The 16,033-nt window shown below is 62.3% G+C and carries 15 protein-coding genes and 2 pseudogenes; 5 read left to right on the forward strand and 12 right to left on the reverse strand.

What is annotated here, in order from left to right; all coding sequences use genetic code 11:
* Both efeO and M2281_RS25615 read right to left on the reverse strand, forming a co-directional pair.
* On the reverse strand, positions 1–1,224 hold the full coding sequence (gene efeO / locus M2281_RS25610; RefSeq protein ID WP_280824042.1) for an iron uptake system protein EfeO: 1,224 nt from the start codon (positions 1,222–1,224) through the stop codon (positions 1–3).
* A gap of 177 nt (positions 1,225–1,401) precedes the next feature.
* Positions 1,402–1,557: a hypothetical protein gene (locus tag M2281_RS25615; RefSeq protein WP_280824043.1), complete on the reverse strand. Its 156-nt coding sequence runs from the start codon at positions 1,555–1,557 to the stop codon at positions 1,402–1,404.
* Positions 1,558–1,948: 391 nt separating this feature from the next.
* On the opposite strand from M2281_RS25615, the pseudogene M2281_RS25620 reads away from it, so the two are divergent.
* The 3 genes and pseudogenes from M2281_RS25620 to M2281_RS25630 form a co-directional block, all read left to right on the forward strand.
* Positions 1,949–2,170 (forward strand): annotated as a pseudogene (locus M2281_RS25620) (DDE-type integrase/transposase/recombinase); the annotation flags it as partial.
* Positions 2,171–2,267: 97 nt separating this feature from the next.
* Positions 2,268–3,725 (forward strand): cardiolipin synthase, encoded by a 1,458-nt coding sequence (cls, locus tag M2281_RS25625; protein ID WP_280824044.1) that lies wholly within the window; start codon positions 2,268–2,270, stop codon positions 3,723–3,725.
* 118 nt (positions 3,726–3,843) lie between these two features.
* Positions 3,844–4,698: an endonuclease/exonuclease/phosphatase family protein gene (locus M2281_RS25630; RefSeq protein WP_425537803.1), complete on the forward strand. Its 855-nt coding sequence runs from the start codon at positions 3,844–3,846 to the stop codon at positions 4,696–4,698.
* Positions 4,699–4,742: 44 nt separating this feature from the next.
* Here M2281_RS25630 and M2281_RS25635 read toward each other — a convergent pair.
* Positions 4,743–5,036 (reverse strand): annotated as a pseudogene (locus M2281_RS25635) (Hsp70 family protein); the annotation flags it as partial.
* A 20-nt stretch (positions 5,037–5,056) separates the two neighbouring features.
* Positions 5,057–5,629: an NADPH-dependent FMN reductase gene (locus M2281_RS25640; RefSeq protein WP_280824046.1), complete on the reverse strand. Its 573-nt coding sequence runs from the start codon at positions 5,627–5,629 to the stop codon at positions 5,057–5,059.
* A gap of 485 nt (positions 5,630–6,114) precedes the next feature.
* On the opposite strand from M2281_RS25640, the gene M2281_RS29280 reads away from it, so the two are divergent.
* On the forward strand, positions 6,115–6,273 hold the full coding sequence (locus M2281_RS29280; protein ID WP_425537807.1) for a helix-turn-helix domain-containing protein: 159 nt from the start codon (positions 6,115–6,117) through the stop codon (positions 6,271–6,273).
* Here the strand turns inward: M2281_RS29280 and M2281_RS25645 are convergent, their stop codons facing one another.
* Genes M2281_RS25645 through M2281_RS25660 form a run of 4 tightly spaced genes read right to left on the reverse strand, consistent with a single transcriptional unit; the run spans position 6,274 to position 11,194 of the window.
* Positions 6,274–7,278 carry a histone deacetylase family protein gene (locus M2281_RS25645; RefSeq protein WP_280824047.1) on the reverse strand — a complete coding sequence of 335 codons (1,005 nt, stop codon included), beginning with the start codon at positions 7,276–7,278 and terminating at the stop codon, positions 6,274–6,276.
* A gap of 1 nt (position 7,279) precedes the next feature.
* Positions 7,280–8,362, reverse strand: coding sequence for an ABC transporter ATP-binding protein (locus M2281_RS25650; RefSeq protein ID WP_280824048.1), 1,083 nt, complete (start codon positions 8,360–8,362; stop codon positions 7,280–7,282).
* Between the two features lie 20 nt (positions 8,363–8,382).
* Entirely contained in the window at positions 8,383–9,819 is a 1,437-nt protein-coding gene (locus M2281_RS25655) for an amidase (protein ID WP_280824049.1), read from the reverse strand.
* Positions 9,820–9,829: 10 nt separating this feature from the next.
* Positions 9,830–11,194: an aminotransferase gene (locus tag M2281_RS25660; RefSeq protein WP_280824050.1), complete on the reverse strand. Its 1,365-nt coding sequence runs from the start codon at positions 11,192–11,194 to the stop codon at positions 9,830–9,832.
* A gap of 187 nt (positions 11,195–11,381) precedes the next feature.
* Between M2281_RS25660 and M2281_RS25665 the strand changes: the two genes are divergently transcribed.
* Positions 11,382–12,059, forward strand: coding sequence for a GntR family transcriptional regulator (locus M2281_RS25665; protein ID WP_280824051.1), 678 nt, complete (start codon positions 11,382–11,384; stop codon positions 12,057–12,059).
* A 19-nt stretch (positions 12,060–12,078) separates the two neighbouring features.
* Here M2281_RS25665 and M2281_RS25670 read toward each other — a convergent pair whose 3' ends face one another.
* The 4 genes from M2281_RS25670 to M2281_RS25685 all read right to left on the reverse strand — a co-directional run bounded on the left by M2281_RS25670 (position 12,079) and on the right by M2281_RS25685 (position 16,030).
* Positions 12,079–12,822, reverse strand: a complete 744-nt coding sequence (locus M2281_RS25670) for an SDR family NAD(P)-dependent oxidoreductase (protein WP_280824052.1) — start codon at positions 12,820–12,822, stop codon at positions 12,079–12,081.
* An 83-nt stretch (positions 12,823–12,905) separates the two neighbouring features.
* Entirely contained in the window at positions 12,906–13,709 is an 804-nt protein-coding gene (locus tag M2281_RS25675) for an ABC transporter permease (protein WP_280824053.1), read from the reverse strand.
* Positions 13,710–13,712: 3 nt separating this feature from the next.
* Positions 13,713–14,987: an ABC transporter permease gene (locus tag M2281_RS25680; protein ID WP_280824054.1), complete on the reverse strand. Its 1,275-nt coding sequence runs from the start codon at positions 14,985–14,987 to the stop codon at positions 13,713–13,715.
* The gene (locus tag M2281_RS25685) at positions 14,984–16,030 is read right to left on the reverse strand and encodes an ABC transporter substrate-binding protein (protein ID WP_280824055.1); all 1,047 of its coding nucleotides are present in this window, start codon (positions 16,028–16,030) and stop codon (positions 14,984–14,986) included. Before M2281_RS25685 ends, M2281_RS25680 begins: the two co-directional genes overlap by 4 nt.
* Between the last annotated feature and the right edge of the window lie 3 nt (positions 16,031–16,033).

Genomic DNA, 16,033 nt, shown 5'->3' on the forward strand with positions numbered 1-16,033 from the left:
TCAGTACGCCTGCGCCACCTTCTCGGCGATCTTGGACAAGGGTTCCTGGAGCGCCAGCACGGTCTTGCTCAGCTTTGGGCCGTCGGACGCCTTCAGTTCGACGGTATAGGCCTTGTAGCCGCCGGGCACGCTCGAGTCGCGGTAAGTGTCGAGCAGCGTCTTTACGTTGAGGAACTGGGCACCCACCTGCCTGGCGAGATCGGGATCGATCTTTTCAAGACCCGGCTCGAGGAAGGCAAAGGCCTGCTCGGCACCCTCGACATTGCCGGCGAGAGTACCGAGATCGTAGTGGCTGAACGCCTCTTCCTCCCCGGTCACTTTGTTTCGCTGCACCTCCTCCAGCAGACCGGCGGCGCCGTTGGCGAGATCCTCGGGCTTGTAAGATAGCGTCTTGACCAGCCGGTCGAGCTGGGCGACGTTCTTCTCCAGTTCGGCGGCCAACGCCTTGGTGCCGTGAGTGATTTTGTTCTCCTGGAAAAGCTCGCGCTCGATCGCATGGAAGCCATGCCACCCCACCTTGTCGTCGAGGTTGGAGGCGCGCATGTCGATGAGATAGTCGAGATTGCCCGCATTGTCGGTCGGCTTGAAGCCGGGCAGCACGAAGCCGCCGACGTCGGATTCGATGCGTTCGTAGAAGGGACGTGCCTTCGCATAGTTGGCCTTGGCCCTTTCGAGGTCGCCCGTATCGATATCGGCTTTCAGCCGTTGCACGGAGATGAGCATGGCGTCGACGACGCCATCGACGTAGCCGGCATAGTCCTTGGTTCCGGTGGCGAGGATGTCGGCTATTCTTCTGGAGGGAGCGGCGGTGGCCTTGCCGACCACCGTGAAGCTCTGCATCTCCTGCGCCGCGCCGGGGCAATAGACCTGGTAGGTTCCACCGCCGAGGGCCAGCGTGAAGCCGACCGAGGGCAGGCCGGGCGCGAGGTTCTCCTTTTCGCCCAGGATGCGATTGTTGCTCATCAGCTCGACCTCGGTGATCGCGGTGGAAGTTTTGTTGGTCACGGTAAATGTGATGGGGCCAGCCTTTGCGGTCGCGTGGTCGAGCGCACAGCTATTGCCATTGTCGGCGGTCAGCGTGATCCGTACTTGGGAGGCGCCGTTCTCAACGGGAGCCGCCGACTTGCCCTGCGCGGCGGCGCCCGGTGAGATGGCAGATGTGATGAAAGCCGCCGACGCGGTCGTTGCGAAAAGCATCCATGTGGCAGGGTTGGTGCGCGGCATGTGTTGCTTCCTCTGCTGAGGGATCGGCACGGCGGCAGCGATGCCTCCAGGCCTTCGAGCAAACCGATCACGAGCGTCGCTAGCATGCCGGCACCGCCACGCTGCTTATAGCCAGCCTTCGCTCTCCGGTGACACCGGACGTCCCATTCTTTCCGATTGCGACGACCCATTTGCGGCTCAAGCCCAGAGCAATCGCACCTGCTGTTCAACGCCTTTATCTAAGCCAAAGCAAAAGACCGGCAAGAACAACAGTCTATAATCCATCCAAATTATTTCATCTTTTATGCTCAAAACATGCTTCTTTGCTTTGTCTTTATGCTTGATTTTACTCATTTCTTTTCATCTGGACCAGCGGCAGCGGGGCTACGCGATCACAAATCTGTCAGCTCTCGTCCGTCTATCGTCGGCGACCACGGGGTGACGAGGACCTCAATCAGGTCAGCAACGCGCCAAGCCTAAATGGCCGAAGACCTGGCTATCCGCAGGCATATTTTGCGGGAGATCAGCGGCAAGAGATGGGCACCACGGCCGATCGTCAACGCGGTGGTCCGTGACGGCGTTGTTCAACTGATCGGCAGCGCGGCAAGCGAGCATGGGCGCGGGCCTCGGATCAAACCGGGAAGCCCGTTGCATTGGACCGGCGAGGCCGGCCAGGGTCAATGCTTGAGTGGAAGCAACGATCCTGGTCAGCTTTTCTCGTTCTGTTTGGGGATCAAGGTTCACCTGGCATGTCGACGAGCTTGTCGTGCGCATCAATGATCAGAGAAGCTGGCAATGGCGCGCCGTTGACCAGGACGGCTATGTGCTCGATGAGATCGTCCAGAGGCCCGAAACAGTAAAGCAGCCAGACGCTTGCTGACTGCTGACGCGGCTTCTGAAGGAACAAGGCATGGCGCCAAAGCGCATGATTACCGACAAGCTTCGTTCATATGATGCGGCACGACGTTAGGTCATGCCGGCTTTCCGCGCTTGCCGATCGTTGAGGCAGGAAATTGCGCCTCTCGCGCACGACAACGAGCAGATGATTGCATAAGTTGTCTGCCATGTGGACCCTGCTCGCAACGTACTGGCCTCATATCCTCGCCATTGTCTCCGTGCTGGTCGCGGCGGTCGCTGCTGCCCATGCGGCGATGACGAAAGACGAAGTGCGTTCGGCCATCGGCTGGGTCGGCATCATCCTCCTGTCGCCGATCGTGGGCGCATTAGTCTATGCGATTGCTGGAATAAACCGGATAAGGCGCGGCTCGATCACAGCTGGAAGATCGGCAGCGGGATATGAGATGCTGACACATCAGAGCTTCGATGCCACCCATGACATCGTTGCACAGCGCTTCGACAGACGATTTGCTGCTCTCAAGTCGGTGGGCGACAGGATAACTCATCATACGCTGACGACGGCAAATAGCATCGACATACTGAAGACAGGTGATGAGTCATATGCTGCGATGATCGAGGCGATTGCGGGTGCGCGCCGCAGCGTGATCCTGGAAACCTATATCTTCGATCGTGATCCGATTGGAATGCGGCTTGCCGACACCCTTATCGGGGCCGTGAAAAACGGGGTGAGCGTGCGGGTGCTGATCGATGCGGTCGGAGCACGCTATTCGGTTCCTAGCATCGTTGGTTACCTCCGCGAGGGAGGCGTCTCGACCGAAGTGTTTAACGGCAGCATCATCATGGGACTGCGACTGCCCTATGCCAATCTGAGAACCCACAGGAAGATCCTTGTGGTGGATGGCGCCATTGCCTTTGTCGGGGGAATGAATATCCGCCAGGAGTTTACCACGGAATTCGCGGGTTCCCACAGCGCACGTGACACGCACTTTCGCGTGAAAGGGCCGGTCGTAGCCGACATCTTTGCGGTCGCCGCTGAGGATTGGTATTTCTCAGCCGGCGAGAGGCTGCGCGACGAAGCCTGGCAACTCGAGCCGCAGACCGGTGACCCGGACAGACCGGTGTTTGCGCGAGTTATTCCTTCTGGGCCCGATGCCAGCCTGGAGACGAACCACAAGATGCTTATGGGCGCATTCTCCGTGGCCCAGCACTCTATTCGCATCATGTCTCCCTATTTCCTGCCCGATCGTGAATTAGTCAGTGCCCTGACGACAGCAGCCCTGCGTGGGGTAAAGATCGATATTGTGGTTCCGTCCGCGAACAACCTCGTCCTCGTCGACCGTGCCATGACGGCTCAATTCGACCAGGTCCTCAGAAGTTACTGTCGGGTCTGGCGTGCAAATGGTTCTTTCGACCATTCCAAATTGCTTTCGGTGGATTCCAACTGGGCATTCGTCGGTTCTTCAAATCTCGATCCCCGATCGCTGAGGCTGAACTTCGAAATCGACCTTGAAGTGCTGGACGCCGGTTTTGCGAGCAAGATCGACGCCCATATTGACACCGTCATCGGCTCGGCGACGCAAGTGACGCTTGCAAGACTGCGCGCCCGCCCTTTGCTGGTGCGTTTGATCGAGCGAATTCTGTGGCTCGGATCGCCCTACCTTTGACAGAACAGCCTGTGGATGCCGAGAAGATTTGTATAGGGCATCGTGCCCATCTACATAAGCCGAAGGTATCCAACGGATGCAAGGGAGCTAACCTCGCGGCCCCCAAGGAGAAGAGGATATGTATAGGTGGGGCGGTAGCGGTCTTCGCGAAAGCATACTTCGGCAGATCCGGAAGCGTAGGGACTATGCGGGACGGGCGATGGAGCGCAGCGAGATACCCGGAGTGCTCGTAGCCTCGTACAACGTTCACAAATGCGTCGGCACCGATGGAAAGTTCGACCCAGAGCGCACAGGCCGGGTCATTCGCGAGATTGGCGCGGACGTCATTGCGTTGCAGGAAGCCGACAGGCGTTTTGGAAACCGTGAAGGTCTGCTCGACCTCGTCCATCTCGAACGGGAAGCAGGCCTCGCACTGGTGCCTGTTTTTGGAAGTGCCAAGGCGCATGGTTGGCATGGAAATGTCGTGCTTTTCAGGCGTGGCGCCGTTCGCGACGTGCATCAGATCAAGCTTCCTGGGCTGGAGCCGCGCGGCGCGATCGTCACGGAAATCGAGTTGAAGGCGGGAAGCACGATAAGGATCATAGCAGCGCATTTCGGGCTTCTGCGTCATTCGCGTACCCGTCAGGTCCGCATGATTTTGGATATCATGGACGACGACGATGGGAAGCCTACATTGCTTCTGGGCGACCTCAACGAATGGCGCGTAAACGACCGCTCTGCGCTCAGCATGTTCGAGGCAGCTTTCGGACAACTGCCACCGGCTGTTCCGAGCTTTCCTTCCAGACTGCCGCTGCTGGCACTGGACCGCATTATTGCAAACCGCAGGGATATCGTTTTATCGGTGAGCGTGCATAACACGCCGCTCGCACGGGCGGCTTCGGATCATCTGCCGATCAAAGCCTTCATTAGCCCTGCTTTTGCGGTCGATGACCGCGATCCAGCTGGCAAGGGAGGAGAGCAAAGAGCTGCCTGAGCCGGAATTCGGTCGAGTTGCATCCCAGGGGCGATATATCAGACCAGTATGTAGGAGCTGATCTGGCTTGGGCTGTATTTTTTGCCCATCGCCTCGACCCAAGCATCGCCATTGTCAGCCTTGGTGATTTTATAGGGCACAAGGCCCTTGTCCTTCTCGACGGTCGGATCGTCGTATCGGCGCCCGATTAAGCGCTTGATGGCAAAGATCGTGTTTTCTGGATTGGTCACGGCCTGCCGTTTGGCGGGCTGACCCACGAGGATTTCCCCGTCCTTGGTGAATGCGACTATGGACGGTGTGGTCCGTCCGCCTTCGGCATTCTCAATGAAACGCGCAGAGCGATGATGACAACGGAAGCCTATGCGTCTTTAGGCAAGGCTGACCGGACCCGGGCAATGAAGACATGGAATGCCGCCATGTAGTTGCGCAGAAACTTGGCGGTCTCCTCGTTGGTGACTTCGCCATCGTCGGTGATCAGACCTGGCGTGAACTGGATATAAGCTTCGGGAGCGTTCATCTGAGGCGAGTTGCAGAAACTGAGCACGCTGCGCAGGCTCTGCTGGGCGACAGCGGTGCCGATCGCGCCTGGCGACGTGCCGATGACTGCCGACGGCTTCCGAGCAAATGAATTGTTGCCGTATGGACGGCTCGCCCAGTCGATCGCATTCTTCAGTCCACCCGGTATCGAACGATTGTATTCCGGGGTAACGAACAGTACGGCATCGACGGCCGTAATGGCATCCTTGAACGCCTTGCCGACCGCAGGATAGTCGGCGTCATAATCGTAGCTGTAAAGCGGCAGATCCTTGAAGGAAATCTCTGACATGACGAGCTCCGGCGGAGCTAGTCGAACCAGCGCCTTGGCGAGTTTGCGGTTGATCGATTCTTTGGCGAGGCTGCCAATGAGGTAGCCGACCTTATGCGTGGTCATGGATTCCTCCTGTTATACGATGAAGGATCGCCGGTCAGCGACGCGCCAAGCGCCGAGAGTTGGGACGCCTGGCGAGAAACGTCTGACGTGGTCCCCGGTTCCTCCCCCTCGGTCAGCCAAAGCGTCGTCCGCGATCTCGAAGCGGGCCCCACTCCTGGTGAGCTCTGCCGCGAGGAGATCGACGTACACAGGCCGACTGGCGAAGGGTTGGGATGGCCGCTGTTACCAATCTCGGATCACGGCGTTACGTACAGGCGGAGCAGGGAAATCACGGCTTTGCTGGCCCTGTCCCCCGACAGCTGCCTGCGTGAGAGCCGGGGAGCACGCACACCGATGCCCGCGCCTAAGCCGTTCTCGACGCGGATCACGATCGCTCCCGGTCTAGGTTGGCAGCTTGTCGTTTGCGGTCAGTTGACCCATCCAGACTTGGCTTTTGGGGAGGGAGGCGACCCAGACAATTGCTTATTCGATAATGCGGAACACCGATTGGCCAAATCGCTTATGACTGCGGCTATCAGGATCCATTTCACTTCGCACGCCACATACGCAGGGCTTTCGGGAAGACACCACGGGAATTGAGGATGGGAAAAGGGTTTCGGCAGTCGTCCATCGACCTCGAGAACCTTGAGGACACGGCGTTCTGATCAAACACCTAGTCCCAATAGGAACGTCAAAGCAGCGTCTTCGAGCTTTGTCAGATCATACCCTCCCTCTTGGATCAAAAGCACCGGGCATTCAATTTTTGCAAGCATCTCTCCAATCTTGCGAAATGCTTCAATGGAAAGTTGAAGCCCCTTAGCGGGATCGCTTTCCAGTGTATCGAAACCAAGAGAGATGACTAGGACACTGGGCTTATTTGCGAGCGCCGCGTTAAGGCATGCCATAAAACCTGTAATATAGGCCTCATCACCGGTTTCCTCAGGTAGCGGATGGTTCAGTGTGAGGTGCGAGGCGGATCGTCCCCCTGTCTCGTCGGCAAAACCGGTGCAGTGCGGATAGTAACTGGCTGGGGACCTGTGCAAGGAAGCAAAAAACACATCTGGATCCTCCCAGAATATCTCCTGCGTGCCGTTGCCGTGGTGGACGTCGATATCGATGAGGCTTACCCGCCCGAGGGATGCGGCAAGCGCCCGTGCCGCAATGGCGGCATTGTTCAGATAGGTCGCGCCGCCGCCGAAGTCGCGGCCGGCGTGATGGCCCGATGGCCGGCAGAGCGCATAGGCCCGCCGCTCCCCCTCGCGGATGAACGCAGCGGCGGTAAGCGCCACCTGCGCCGCCCAGTATGCGGCCTGCCATGTGCCCTCGCCAAGAGGTGTCAGCTGGTCACGCAGATGGAAACCCGCCTTGGCGATCAGCGACCAGTCCGGCCGATAGGCATCGGGACGGCTTTCGAAGATGGCGGGCGCGAGCGGCCCGTGCTTCATACCTTCCGATGCAGCGAGAAAGTCGAGATAGCGATCCGTATGGACGGCCGCGAGCGGTGCCCTGCCGTGATCGACGGCATCGACGACCGCAAGTCCGGCGCGCCGCACCGCCCGCAAGAGCGCATCGAGACGGGCGGGCACGTCCCGGCTCGGCCGGGCAACGCCGCCTTCGACGACGGTGCCCGGGCTGTGCAGCCGGTGCCGGTCGGAATAGACCGCCTTCATGTCAGGCCGGGATCAGAACGGCGTCGCGGCTGTTCCAGCCGAGCGAAATGGCCTGCGCAGGCGCGATATCGGTGCCCGTGCCCGCATTGGGGATCTTGGCGACGAGCGTCGCGTTCTCCCCGAAACGGACGTGAACCCGTCGGTGGTCGCCGAGATAGATGACCTCGTCGACGGTTCCGGAAAAGCGGTTTGCGCAGGCTGCGGCCTGGTCGACATAGAGCCGCTCCGGACGCAGGGAGACGATGACGGGCTGGCCCTTCGAGAAGGCCGCGCTGCTGGAGACGCTGATGACCTGCCCGTCCTCCGTGCGCACGCCGTATTCGCCGGCTTCGCTGCTGACGATCTTGCCGGTGAACCGGTTGTTCTCGCCGATGAAACCGGCGACGAAGGCCGTCGCGGGACGCTCGTAGAGTTCGCTGGGCGGGGCAAGCTGGTCTATCCTGCCGGCATTGAACACGGCGACGCGGTCGGACATGGTCAGCGCCTCGGACTGGTCATGCGTGACATAGACGACGGTGATCCCGAGGCGCTCGTGGAGATGCTTGATCTCGAGCTGGAGATGCTCGCGCAGGTTCTTGTCGAGGGCGCCGAGCGGTTCGTCCATCAGCACCACATCCGGCTCGAAGATGATGGCGCGGGCGAGCGCGATACGCTGCTGCTGTCCGCCGGAAAGCTGGGCGGGCTTTCTTTCGCCCATCGCCCCCATCTGGACCATATCCAGCGCCCTTCGAACGCGGCCAGCCCGCTCCCCTTTCGCGATCTTTCGAACCCGCAAGGGGTAGTCGAGGTTTTCGGCGACCGTGAGGTGAGGAAAGAGCGCATAGTTCTGGAACACCATGCCGATGTTCCGGCGATGCGGCGGCACGGCTTCCAGCGACCGCCCGTCGATCCGGATGCTGCCGGAACTCGGCGCCTCGAAGCCCGCCAGCATCATCAGGCTCGTCGTCTTTCCCGAGCCGGACGGCCCGAGCATGGTCAGGAACTCGCCCTTCGCGATGGTGAGGTTGAGATCATCGACCACGAGGCTGCGGCCGTCGTAGCTCTTATCGATGTTGAGGAATTCGACGTAGTTGGAGGATGACATTCTGGTTCCCCTTTTATCTGTCATTCAGCCGCGTGGACCGCGGGGCGGCGCAGCGCCCAGGGGCGCGCCTCTTCCAGTTGCGCCGCGAGCTGAAGCAATGTCGCCTCGTCGTCGAACCGGCCCGTGAACTGCGTGCCGACAGGCAGGCCGTCAGCCGTCCAGGAGAGCGGCATGCTCATTGCCGGCAGGCCCGCCATGTTCGCGAAGGTCGTGAAGGCGAGAAATTCGAGGAAGCGCTCCATGACCGCCTCGCCGCCATGCCTGTCGGCATCGAAATGGCCGAGTTCCGGCGGCGGCGTGCCGAGCGTCGGGGTGAGCCAGACGTCGACGTCGAGCAGGAAATTCGACAGCGTCCTGCCCGTCGTGTGGAACCAGTTGAGATCGACGAGATAGTCAGCCGCCGAAATCCGCGAGCCGACACCGTAGAGATACTGGTTGAAGCTCTCCACCTCGCCCACGAGCGCGGACGGGTTCTCGCCGCGGTTTCGCGCCAGCGCAGTGATCGCGCGCGTCGCTGTCATCGCCCAGAACCGCTTGTAGAGGGTGCGGTAGGTGTCCCCGTCGATCGACGGTGCACATTCCACGACCTCGTGGCCGAGGCTTTCGCAAAGGTGCGCCGTTTCGATCGTCGCCGCGACGCAGTCGGGATCGACCGCGGTGCCGAGCAGGGAGGCCGTGGTGAAGCCGATGCGCAGGCGGCGCGGCTTCGTCCGGATCGCATCGGCATAGCGGCCCGAAGGAGACGGCGCTGTGTAGGGGTCGCCGGGCATCGAACCCTGCGTTGAGTCGAGAAGGGCGGCGCTGTCGCGCACGCTGCGGGAAAGAACATGTTCGTTCACGATCCCGCCCGTGCTGTCGCCGAGATCCGGCCCCAGCGTGATGCGCCCGCGGGAGGGTTTCAACCCGAAGACGCCGCAGCACGACGCGGGAATGCGGATGGAGCCCGCACCGTCGCCGCCATGCGCCGCCGGCACGATGCCCGCTGCCACCGCCACACCGGCGCCGCCGCTCGAACCGCCGCTTGACCGCGCGACGTTCCAGGGATTGCGCGTCGGGCCGAACAGCTTCGGCTCGGTGGTGCCCAGCGTACCGAATTCACACAGGTTGGTCTTGCCGAACGTGCTGAGGCCGGCCGCGCGGTAGCGGCGCATCAGCTCGCTGTCCCGGGCGGGCACGAAGCTCCGGGTCAGCCGGGAGGCGCCGGTGGTCGGCACGCCCTTCATGTGGCAATAGAGGTCCTTCACCAGGAACGGCGCCCCGGCAAAGAGGCTGTCCTTGCCCGCATGTGCGGCCGCCGCGCGCCCTTCGTCGTAGAGCGGCGCGATGATCGCGTTGATCGCGGGATTCACCTTTTCGGCACGCCGGATGGCCGCCTCGACCAGTTCCCCCGCCGTGACCTGCCCCGACTTCACGAGATCCGCCTGCGCGGTGAGGTCCAGATTGACAAAATCGTCCATCGTCACGCCCTCACGCTGCAAGCCGGCCGGCGACATCGTCGAGCGCCGCCCCTATGCCGTCGACGAGCTGGTCGACTTCCTCTGGTGTCATGACGAAGGGCGGGCATATCGAAATGACATCGCCCATATTGCGGATCATGACGCCATGCGCCCGGCAGCGCTGCTCGACAAGCGCGCCGACCTTGAGGGCAGGATCGAAGGGTGCGCGGCTTGCCTTGTCGGCCACGAGCTCGATGCCGGCAAGGAAACCAGTCCCCCTGACCTCGCCGACGAGGGCATGGTCCGCAATGCGCGCGTCGAGCGCGGCGAAGAGCCGGCGGCCGAGTTCAGCGGCCCGACCCGGGGCATCCATTTCCTGATAGATGCGCAGCACATCGGCCGCCACCGCGGCGGTGACCGGATGGCCGGAATAGGTGAAGCCGTGGCCGAAGACCCCGATGCGGTCGGCCTCGTCGGCGATCGCCTGATAGATTGGATCGCCAATCACCGCCGCGGCGATGGGCAGATAGCCGGAGGACAATCCCTTGGCGACCGACATCATGTCTGGAACGAAGCCGCAGGCCTCGGATCCGAACCACTTTCCGGTTCGCCCGAAGCCGGAAACGACCTCGTCCGCAAGAAGCAGGATGTCGCGCTTCGTCAGAAGCTGCCGCAGCGCCGGGAAGTATCCCGCCGGCGGCGTGACGACGCCGCCCGCGCCCATGATCGGCTCGGCGATCATCGCGGCGATGGTTTCCGGCCCCTCCGCCTCGATCAGGGCTTCCAGCGCGGCGAGCAGCCGGGCGCAATAGGCCTCCTCGCTCTCGTCCGGCAGGGCGTTGCGGTAATAGTGCGGCTTCTCCGTATAGATCACGTTGAGGCCCGGCATGTTGAAGCTCTCATGCATGTGCGGCAGCCCGCCGAGGGCCGCCCCCATGACCGTGCTGCCGTGGAAGGCGCCCTTGCGGCTGATGATCTTGCGCTTGCCGGGCTTGCCGCGCGCGACATTGTAGTACCAGGCGAGCTTGATCATCGTGTCGTTGGCTTCCGAGCCCGAATTCACGAGAAAGACCTTGCTGCCCGGGATGGGGGAAAGCGTCGCGATCTGCTCGACGGCATCGACCGTCGGGTCGTTCGATCGGTGATTGAACGTGTGGTAGGTGGCGAGCTTGCGCATCTGGCTCGCCGCGACATCCGCGAGCCGCTCATTGCGAAAGCCGAGCGAGGCGCACCACAGACCTCCCATGCCTTCGAGATAACGATTTCCCATCTCGTCTATGACATAGCAGCCCTCCCCCGCCGAGATCACCAACGGGCCTTCGGCCTCGTGCTTGCGCGGGTTGGTCTGGGAATGGAAGTGGTACGCCATGTCGCGCGCCCGCAGCGAATTGTGCAAGATAGCCTCCGGAACCGTGTTTGCTATTTTATAAGTTATAAGTTATCAGAAAACGCGTGCAAGCGAATTTCACCGGAGACGGGAAACTTTTTGCGGCGTCGCGCCGCCGTGGCGAGCGATAAGATATAAGCGATTGGCGGCTCAGGGCATTTCAGCTAGAGCTGCAACAAAGATGAGGAGAAGTCCCATGGGCGTTATGGAGATGCAGCCCGGCGAAGCGGGCAGCCTGTCCGCCCGGATCTACAACAAGGTGCGGGAAGGCCTCATCGTCGGCAACTTCGCGCCGGGCGACCGCCTCCTCATGCAGGATCTCGCAGAGCAGCTCGGGACCAGCGTCACGCCGGTGCGCGAGGCCTGCCTGCGGCTCGTCAGCGAACAGGCGCTGGAACTGCGCTCCGGCCGGTTCGTCACGGTGCCGGACCTCAGCCGCGCCCGCTACATCCAGATCAAGCTCATCCGTATGGCGCTCGAAGGGCTGGCGGCAGAACATGCCACCGACCACGTGACCGCCGCAGATCTTGCGCAGCTCGAAGGCTTCCACGCCGCCTTCGTGAAGAACGAAAAGGCCGGCAATCTGGAGGAGGCGCGCTCCTCCAACCGCGCCTTCCACTTCGGTGTCTACCGCCTGTCGCGCATGCCGATGCTGGTCGGCCAGATCGAGAGCATGTGGGTCTCGATGGGGCCGATCCTCAATGTCTACTATCGGGAAATCCCGCACGGCTATACCGGCGCGGAGGAACATGACCATCTCATCGAGGCCCTCAGGGTCGGTGACAAGAAGAAGGCCCGCCAGGCCATCGAGAACGACATCCAGCGGGCCTCACCCAGTCTCCTGCGGTATTTCGAGGAACGCGGCGCCGCGTGAAGCCGGCGCCGGAAAGGTTTTAGACCTGCGCGATGCGCGGGGTGCGCAGGCCGGCGGTTTCCCCGCCGTCCACGGTCACGACCGTGCCGTTGACATAGGTCGACTGACCTGACAGCAGCCAGGCGACGACATCCGCCACCTCCTGCGGGGCACCGAAACGGTTGGCGGGGATGCGCAGTTCGAGCTGTTTCTTGCGCAGGGCGTCGCTCATGATCTTGCCCATCATGCGCGTTTCGATCTGGCCGGGGCAGACCGCGTTGAAGCGCACCTCCTCGCCGAACTCCAGCGCCAACGCCTGGGTGAGGCCGATGACGGCGGCCTTCGAGGCACAGTAGACGGCAAGCCCCTCCTCACCGGTCTTTCCGGCGATGCTGGCGATGTTGACGACCGACCCCTTTCCGCGCCGCAGGCCTTCCAGCGCATGGCGAATGAAAAGGAACGTGCTGCGTGCATTGACCGCCAGCACCTCGTCCCAATCGTTCTGCGTCGCGGAGGCGAAGGAGATGCGCTTCGACATGCCGGCATTGTTGACGAGGCCCGAAATCTCGCCGCCGCCAAGGTCGAGCGCACGGTCGATGACGCGCCGGCAATCCTCCTCGCGGCTGACATCGCCGGGCACGAAGGTGACGCCGGGACCTATCTCCTCGAGCGCCCTGCCCGCCTCCGCATCGCGGCCCGTCGCCACCACCCGGGCGCCGTCCAATGCAAGCCTCTCCACGCAGGCCCGCCCTATCCCGTGCGTGGCACCTGTCACGATGATCATTTCCATTCACTCCACAAAAGCATGTCCAGCCGGAGCGACAACGCTCCGGCATCGACTGATACGGTAAAACAAGGTTCCGGCGCCTAGCTGTTGCCGGTCGAACGGTTCGCCGCCGCGCGCTTCTGGGCCAAGGCCCCGCCCCCCATCAGGACGATGGAGATGATCACAAGCAATGTCGACATCGCCAGGATCGACGGATCGATATTGTCCCGAAGGCCATCGAACATCTGGCGCGGCAGTGTGCGCTGGCCCGGGCCGCTGATGAAGAGCGCGACGACGACCTCGTCGAACGAGAAGACGAAGGCGAAGAGCGCGCCCGAGATGACACCCGGCGCAATTAGCGGCAGCGTCACCGTGCGGAAGGCATGGAACGGGCTCGCGCCGAGGCTTGCCGCCGCCCGAACAAGGTTCATGTCGAAGTTCTTCAGCGTGGCAGTGACCGTGATCAGCACGAATGGCACCGCCAGAACCGCATGGGCGAGAACGAGGCCCAGAAAGGACGCGACGAGGCCCAACTTGGCGAAGAAGAAATACATGCCGACGCCACTGATGACGACGGGCACGATCATCGGTGAGATCACCACCGCGAGGATCATCGAACGGGCCGGAAGCCGGCTGCGCGACATGCCGAGCGCCGCGAGCGTCCCCAGCACCGTCGACACCAGCGTCGCGCCGGCGCCAATGATCAGGCTGTTGAGGAGCGCCGACATCCAGGGCTGCGGCTGCAGGATCTTCTCGTACCATTGCAGGGAAAAGCCCGGCAGCGGATAGGACAGGAAGTTGGCCGAACTGAAGGAGATCGGGATGACCACGAGCGTCGGCCCGATCAGGAAGATCATTACGAGGCAGCAGAAGGCGATCTGCACACGTCTCAAGGCAACAGGCATCTCTCACTCCATTCCAACGATGCGGCCGATGCCGACGATCCGCCCGACAACCGCGTAGAGCGCGAGGATGCAGGTCAGCAGCAGGACACCGAGCGCGGCGGACATGCCCCAGTTGATCGTGGTGTTGGCGTAGAAGGCCACGAAGTAGCTCAGCATCTGGTCCGATGCGCCGCCGACGAGGGTGGGCGTGACGTAATAACCGGCGGAGATGATGAAGGTGAGGAGGCATCCTGCTCCGACGCCCGGTAGCGTGAGCGGCAGATAGACCCTGAGGAACGTCGTGACGGGTCCCGCACCGAGCGAAGCGGAGGCTTTGACATAGGACGGCGAGATGCCCTTCATGACGCTGACCAGCGGCAGCACCATGAATGGCAGCAGGATATGCACCATCGCGATGTAGAGGCCGGTCCGGTTGAACACGAGTTCGAGCGGTGCATCCGTGATGTTCAGCGCCTGAAGCAGGCGGTTCACCACCCCCTCCTTCTGCAGAATGACGATCCAGGCGCTCGTCCTGACCAGAAGAGACGTCCAGAAGGGCAAGAGCACGCAGGCCAGCATGATCGCCGAGAAACGTCCGCCGATGGCGACGATGGCATTGGCGATCGGATAGGCTGCGAAGAGGCAGATCACCGTGACCAGCGCACTGATCGTCAATGTCCGCATCAGCGTCGAAAGGAACAGCCGCTCCTCCGGCGGGGCCATCTGCACGCCGCCGTTCTCGCCGGGGCGCAGGTCGACGGCCGAGAGCAGGTAGAAGGCCGTCAGCGGCGCGCCGTTGCGCTGGATGACCCGCCAATAGGCCGGGTTGCCCCAGTTGCCGTCGATGGCGAGCAACTGGGCCTTCGCAGGTTCCTCCGGCGCCTTGCGGATCGTTCGGACCGTCTTGGCAAGAAGGCTGCGGAAACCGGTGATCTCGTAGTTCAGCCGGCGGCCCGCCTCCGCCAAGATCTTGGGATCGGCGCCCGCCCGGATGTCGGCGGCCAGCGCCTCGAAGGCCGCATCGGGCGGCGTGTCGACCCCGTCCCAGTCCTCCAGAGAGCCAAGCGTCGTCGGAAACGCATTGCGGACCTCGGGATTGTTGATGGCATGGAACAGCATCGTGCCGAGCGGCAGCACGAAGGCGAAGACGATGAAGGCGACGAGAGGACCGATCAGGACGAGGCTGACGATCGTCTGCCGCCGCCTGTCGGCGCGAAAGCCCGTGGCAAGGGCGGAAACCCGCCCCTGCTGGCCGTCGGCCGCGCCAATGCGCGGCCGCAGGAGAACATCCGACGTCATTGCGCACGCCATGTCGCAAATCTCGCCTCGAGCGCCTCGCCGTGGTCGGCCCAGAACTCCGTGTTGAGCGCCACCGCCGCGGCCATATTCGCCTCGGTCGTCGGAAGATCCTTTGCGATCTCCGGCTTGACGCCGCGAATAGCTGCGAGATTGGTGACGCCGTAAGCGATATGCTGTGGGAAGGTCGCCTGGGCGCTCTCGGTCGAGGCGAAGGCGATGAACTTCTCCGCATTCTCCCGGTTGGGCGAGCCCTTCACGATGCCCCAGTAGTCGATGCCGAAGACCTGCCCATCCCAGATGAGGGCGAAGTCCTTGCCGGAGGCATTCGCCGCCGCGACGCGGCCGTTGAAGGTCGCCGTGGCGACGACGTCGCCGGCGGCAAGGCGCTCGACGGATTCCGCGCCCGTCGCCCACCAGAGGATCGACGACTTGATCTCGTCGAGCTTGGCAAAGGCGCGGTCCTGGCCCTCGTCCGTGGCAAGCACATCATAGACCTTGTCCTTGCTAACCCCGTCCGCAAGGAGCGCGATTTCGAGCGTCATCTTCGCCGTCTGGCGGAACCCGCGCTTGCCGGGCCATTTCTCGACATTCCACAGGTCGGCCCAGTTCTTCGGCCCATCCGCCAGCTTCGCCTTGTCGTAGCTCGGCACCATGGACCAGACGAAAGCGCCGACGCCGCAGTCGCTGTAGGCTTCGGGAATGAAATCCTCCCGCTTGCCGATCCTGCTCCAGTCCAGCTCCTCGAAAAGGCCTTCGGCGCAGCCCGACAGGAGCGTGTTCTGCTCCACCTGCATGACGTCCCAGGAAACGCTGCCGCTGTCGACCATGGCACGTACCTTGGCCATCTGCCCGGAATAGGAATCTTCCGTCAGCACCACACCGGAGGACGCCGCGAAGGGCTCGAAGAAGGCCTTGCGCTCGGCATCCTGCAGCACGCCGCCGGCCCCGACGACGGTCAATTTGCCGGCATCGGCAAATGCGGCGGGAGCACCCGCCAGGACAGCGAGCATGCCCAGCCCGCCAAAAAGCCCAAGATAAGTCATGAC

The sequence above is a fragment of the Pseudaminobacter soli (ex Li et al. 2025) genome (assembly GCF_029892515.1).
Taxonomy (GTDB): Bacteria; Pseudomonadota; Alphaproteobacteria; order Rhizobiales; family Rhizobiaceae; genus Pseudaminobacter; species Pseudaminobacter soli_A.

Excerpts from the sequence above, each read along its gene's own strand:
- efeO (WP_280824042.1), bottom strand. The coding sequence starts at position 1,224 with ATGCCGCGCACCAACCCTGCCACATGGATGCTTTTCGCAACGACCGCG.
- M2281_RS25655 (WP_280824049.1), bottom strand. The coding sequence starts at position 9,819 with ATGGACGATTTTGTCAATCTGGACCTCACCGCGCAGGCGGATCTCGTG.
- M2281_RS25630 (WP_425537803.1), top strand. The coding sequence starts at position 3,844 with ATGTATAGGTGGGGCGGTAGCGGTCTTCGCGAAAGCATACTTCGGCAG.
- M2281_RS25645 (WP_280824047.1), bottom strand. The coding sequence starts at position 7,278 with ATGAAGGCGGTCTATTCCGACCGGCACCGGCTGCACAGCCCGGGCACC.
- M2281_RS25640 (WP_280824046.1), bottom strand. The coding sequence starts at position 5,629 with ATGACCACGCATAAGGTCGGCTACCTCATTGGCAGCCTCGCCAAAGAA.
- M2281_RS25670 (WP_280824052.1), bottom strand. The coding sequence starts at position 12,822 with ATGATCATCGTGACAGGTGCCACGCACGGGATAGGGCGGGCCTGCGTG.
- cls (WP_280824044.1), top strand. The coding sequence starts at position 2,268 with ATGTGGACCCTGCTCGCAACGTACTGGCCTCATATCCTCGCCATTGTC.
- M2281_RS25685 (WP_280824055.1), bottom strand. The coding sequence starts at position 16,030 with ATGACTTATCTTGGGCTTTTTGGCGGGCTGGGCATGCTCGCTGTCCTG.
- M2281_RS25615 (WP_280824043.1), bottom strand. The coding sequence starts at position 1,557 with ATGAGTAAAATCAAGCATAAAGACAAAGCAAAGAAGCATGTTTTGAGC.
- M2281_RS25680 (WP_280824054.1), bottom strand. The coding sequence starts at position 14,987 with ATGACGTCGGATGTTCTCCTGCGGCCGCGCATTGGCGCGGCCGACGGC.
- M2281_RS25675 (WP_280824053.1), bottom strand. The coding sequence starts at position 13,709 with ATGCCTGTTGCCTTGAGACGTGTGCAGATCGCCTTCTGCTGCCTCGTA.
- M2281_RS25650 (WP_280824048.1), bottom strand. The coding sequence starts at position 8,362 with ATGTCATCCTCCAACTACGTCGAATTCCTCAACATCGATAAGAGCTAC.
- M2281_RS25665 (WP_280824051.1), top strand. The coding sequence starts at position 11,382 with ATGGGCGTTATGGAGATGCAGCCCGGCGAAGCGGGCAGCCTGTCCGCC.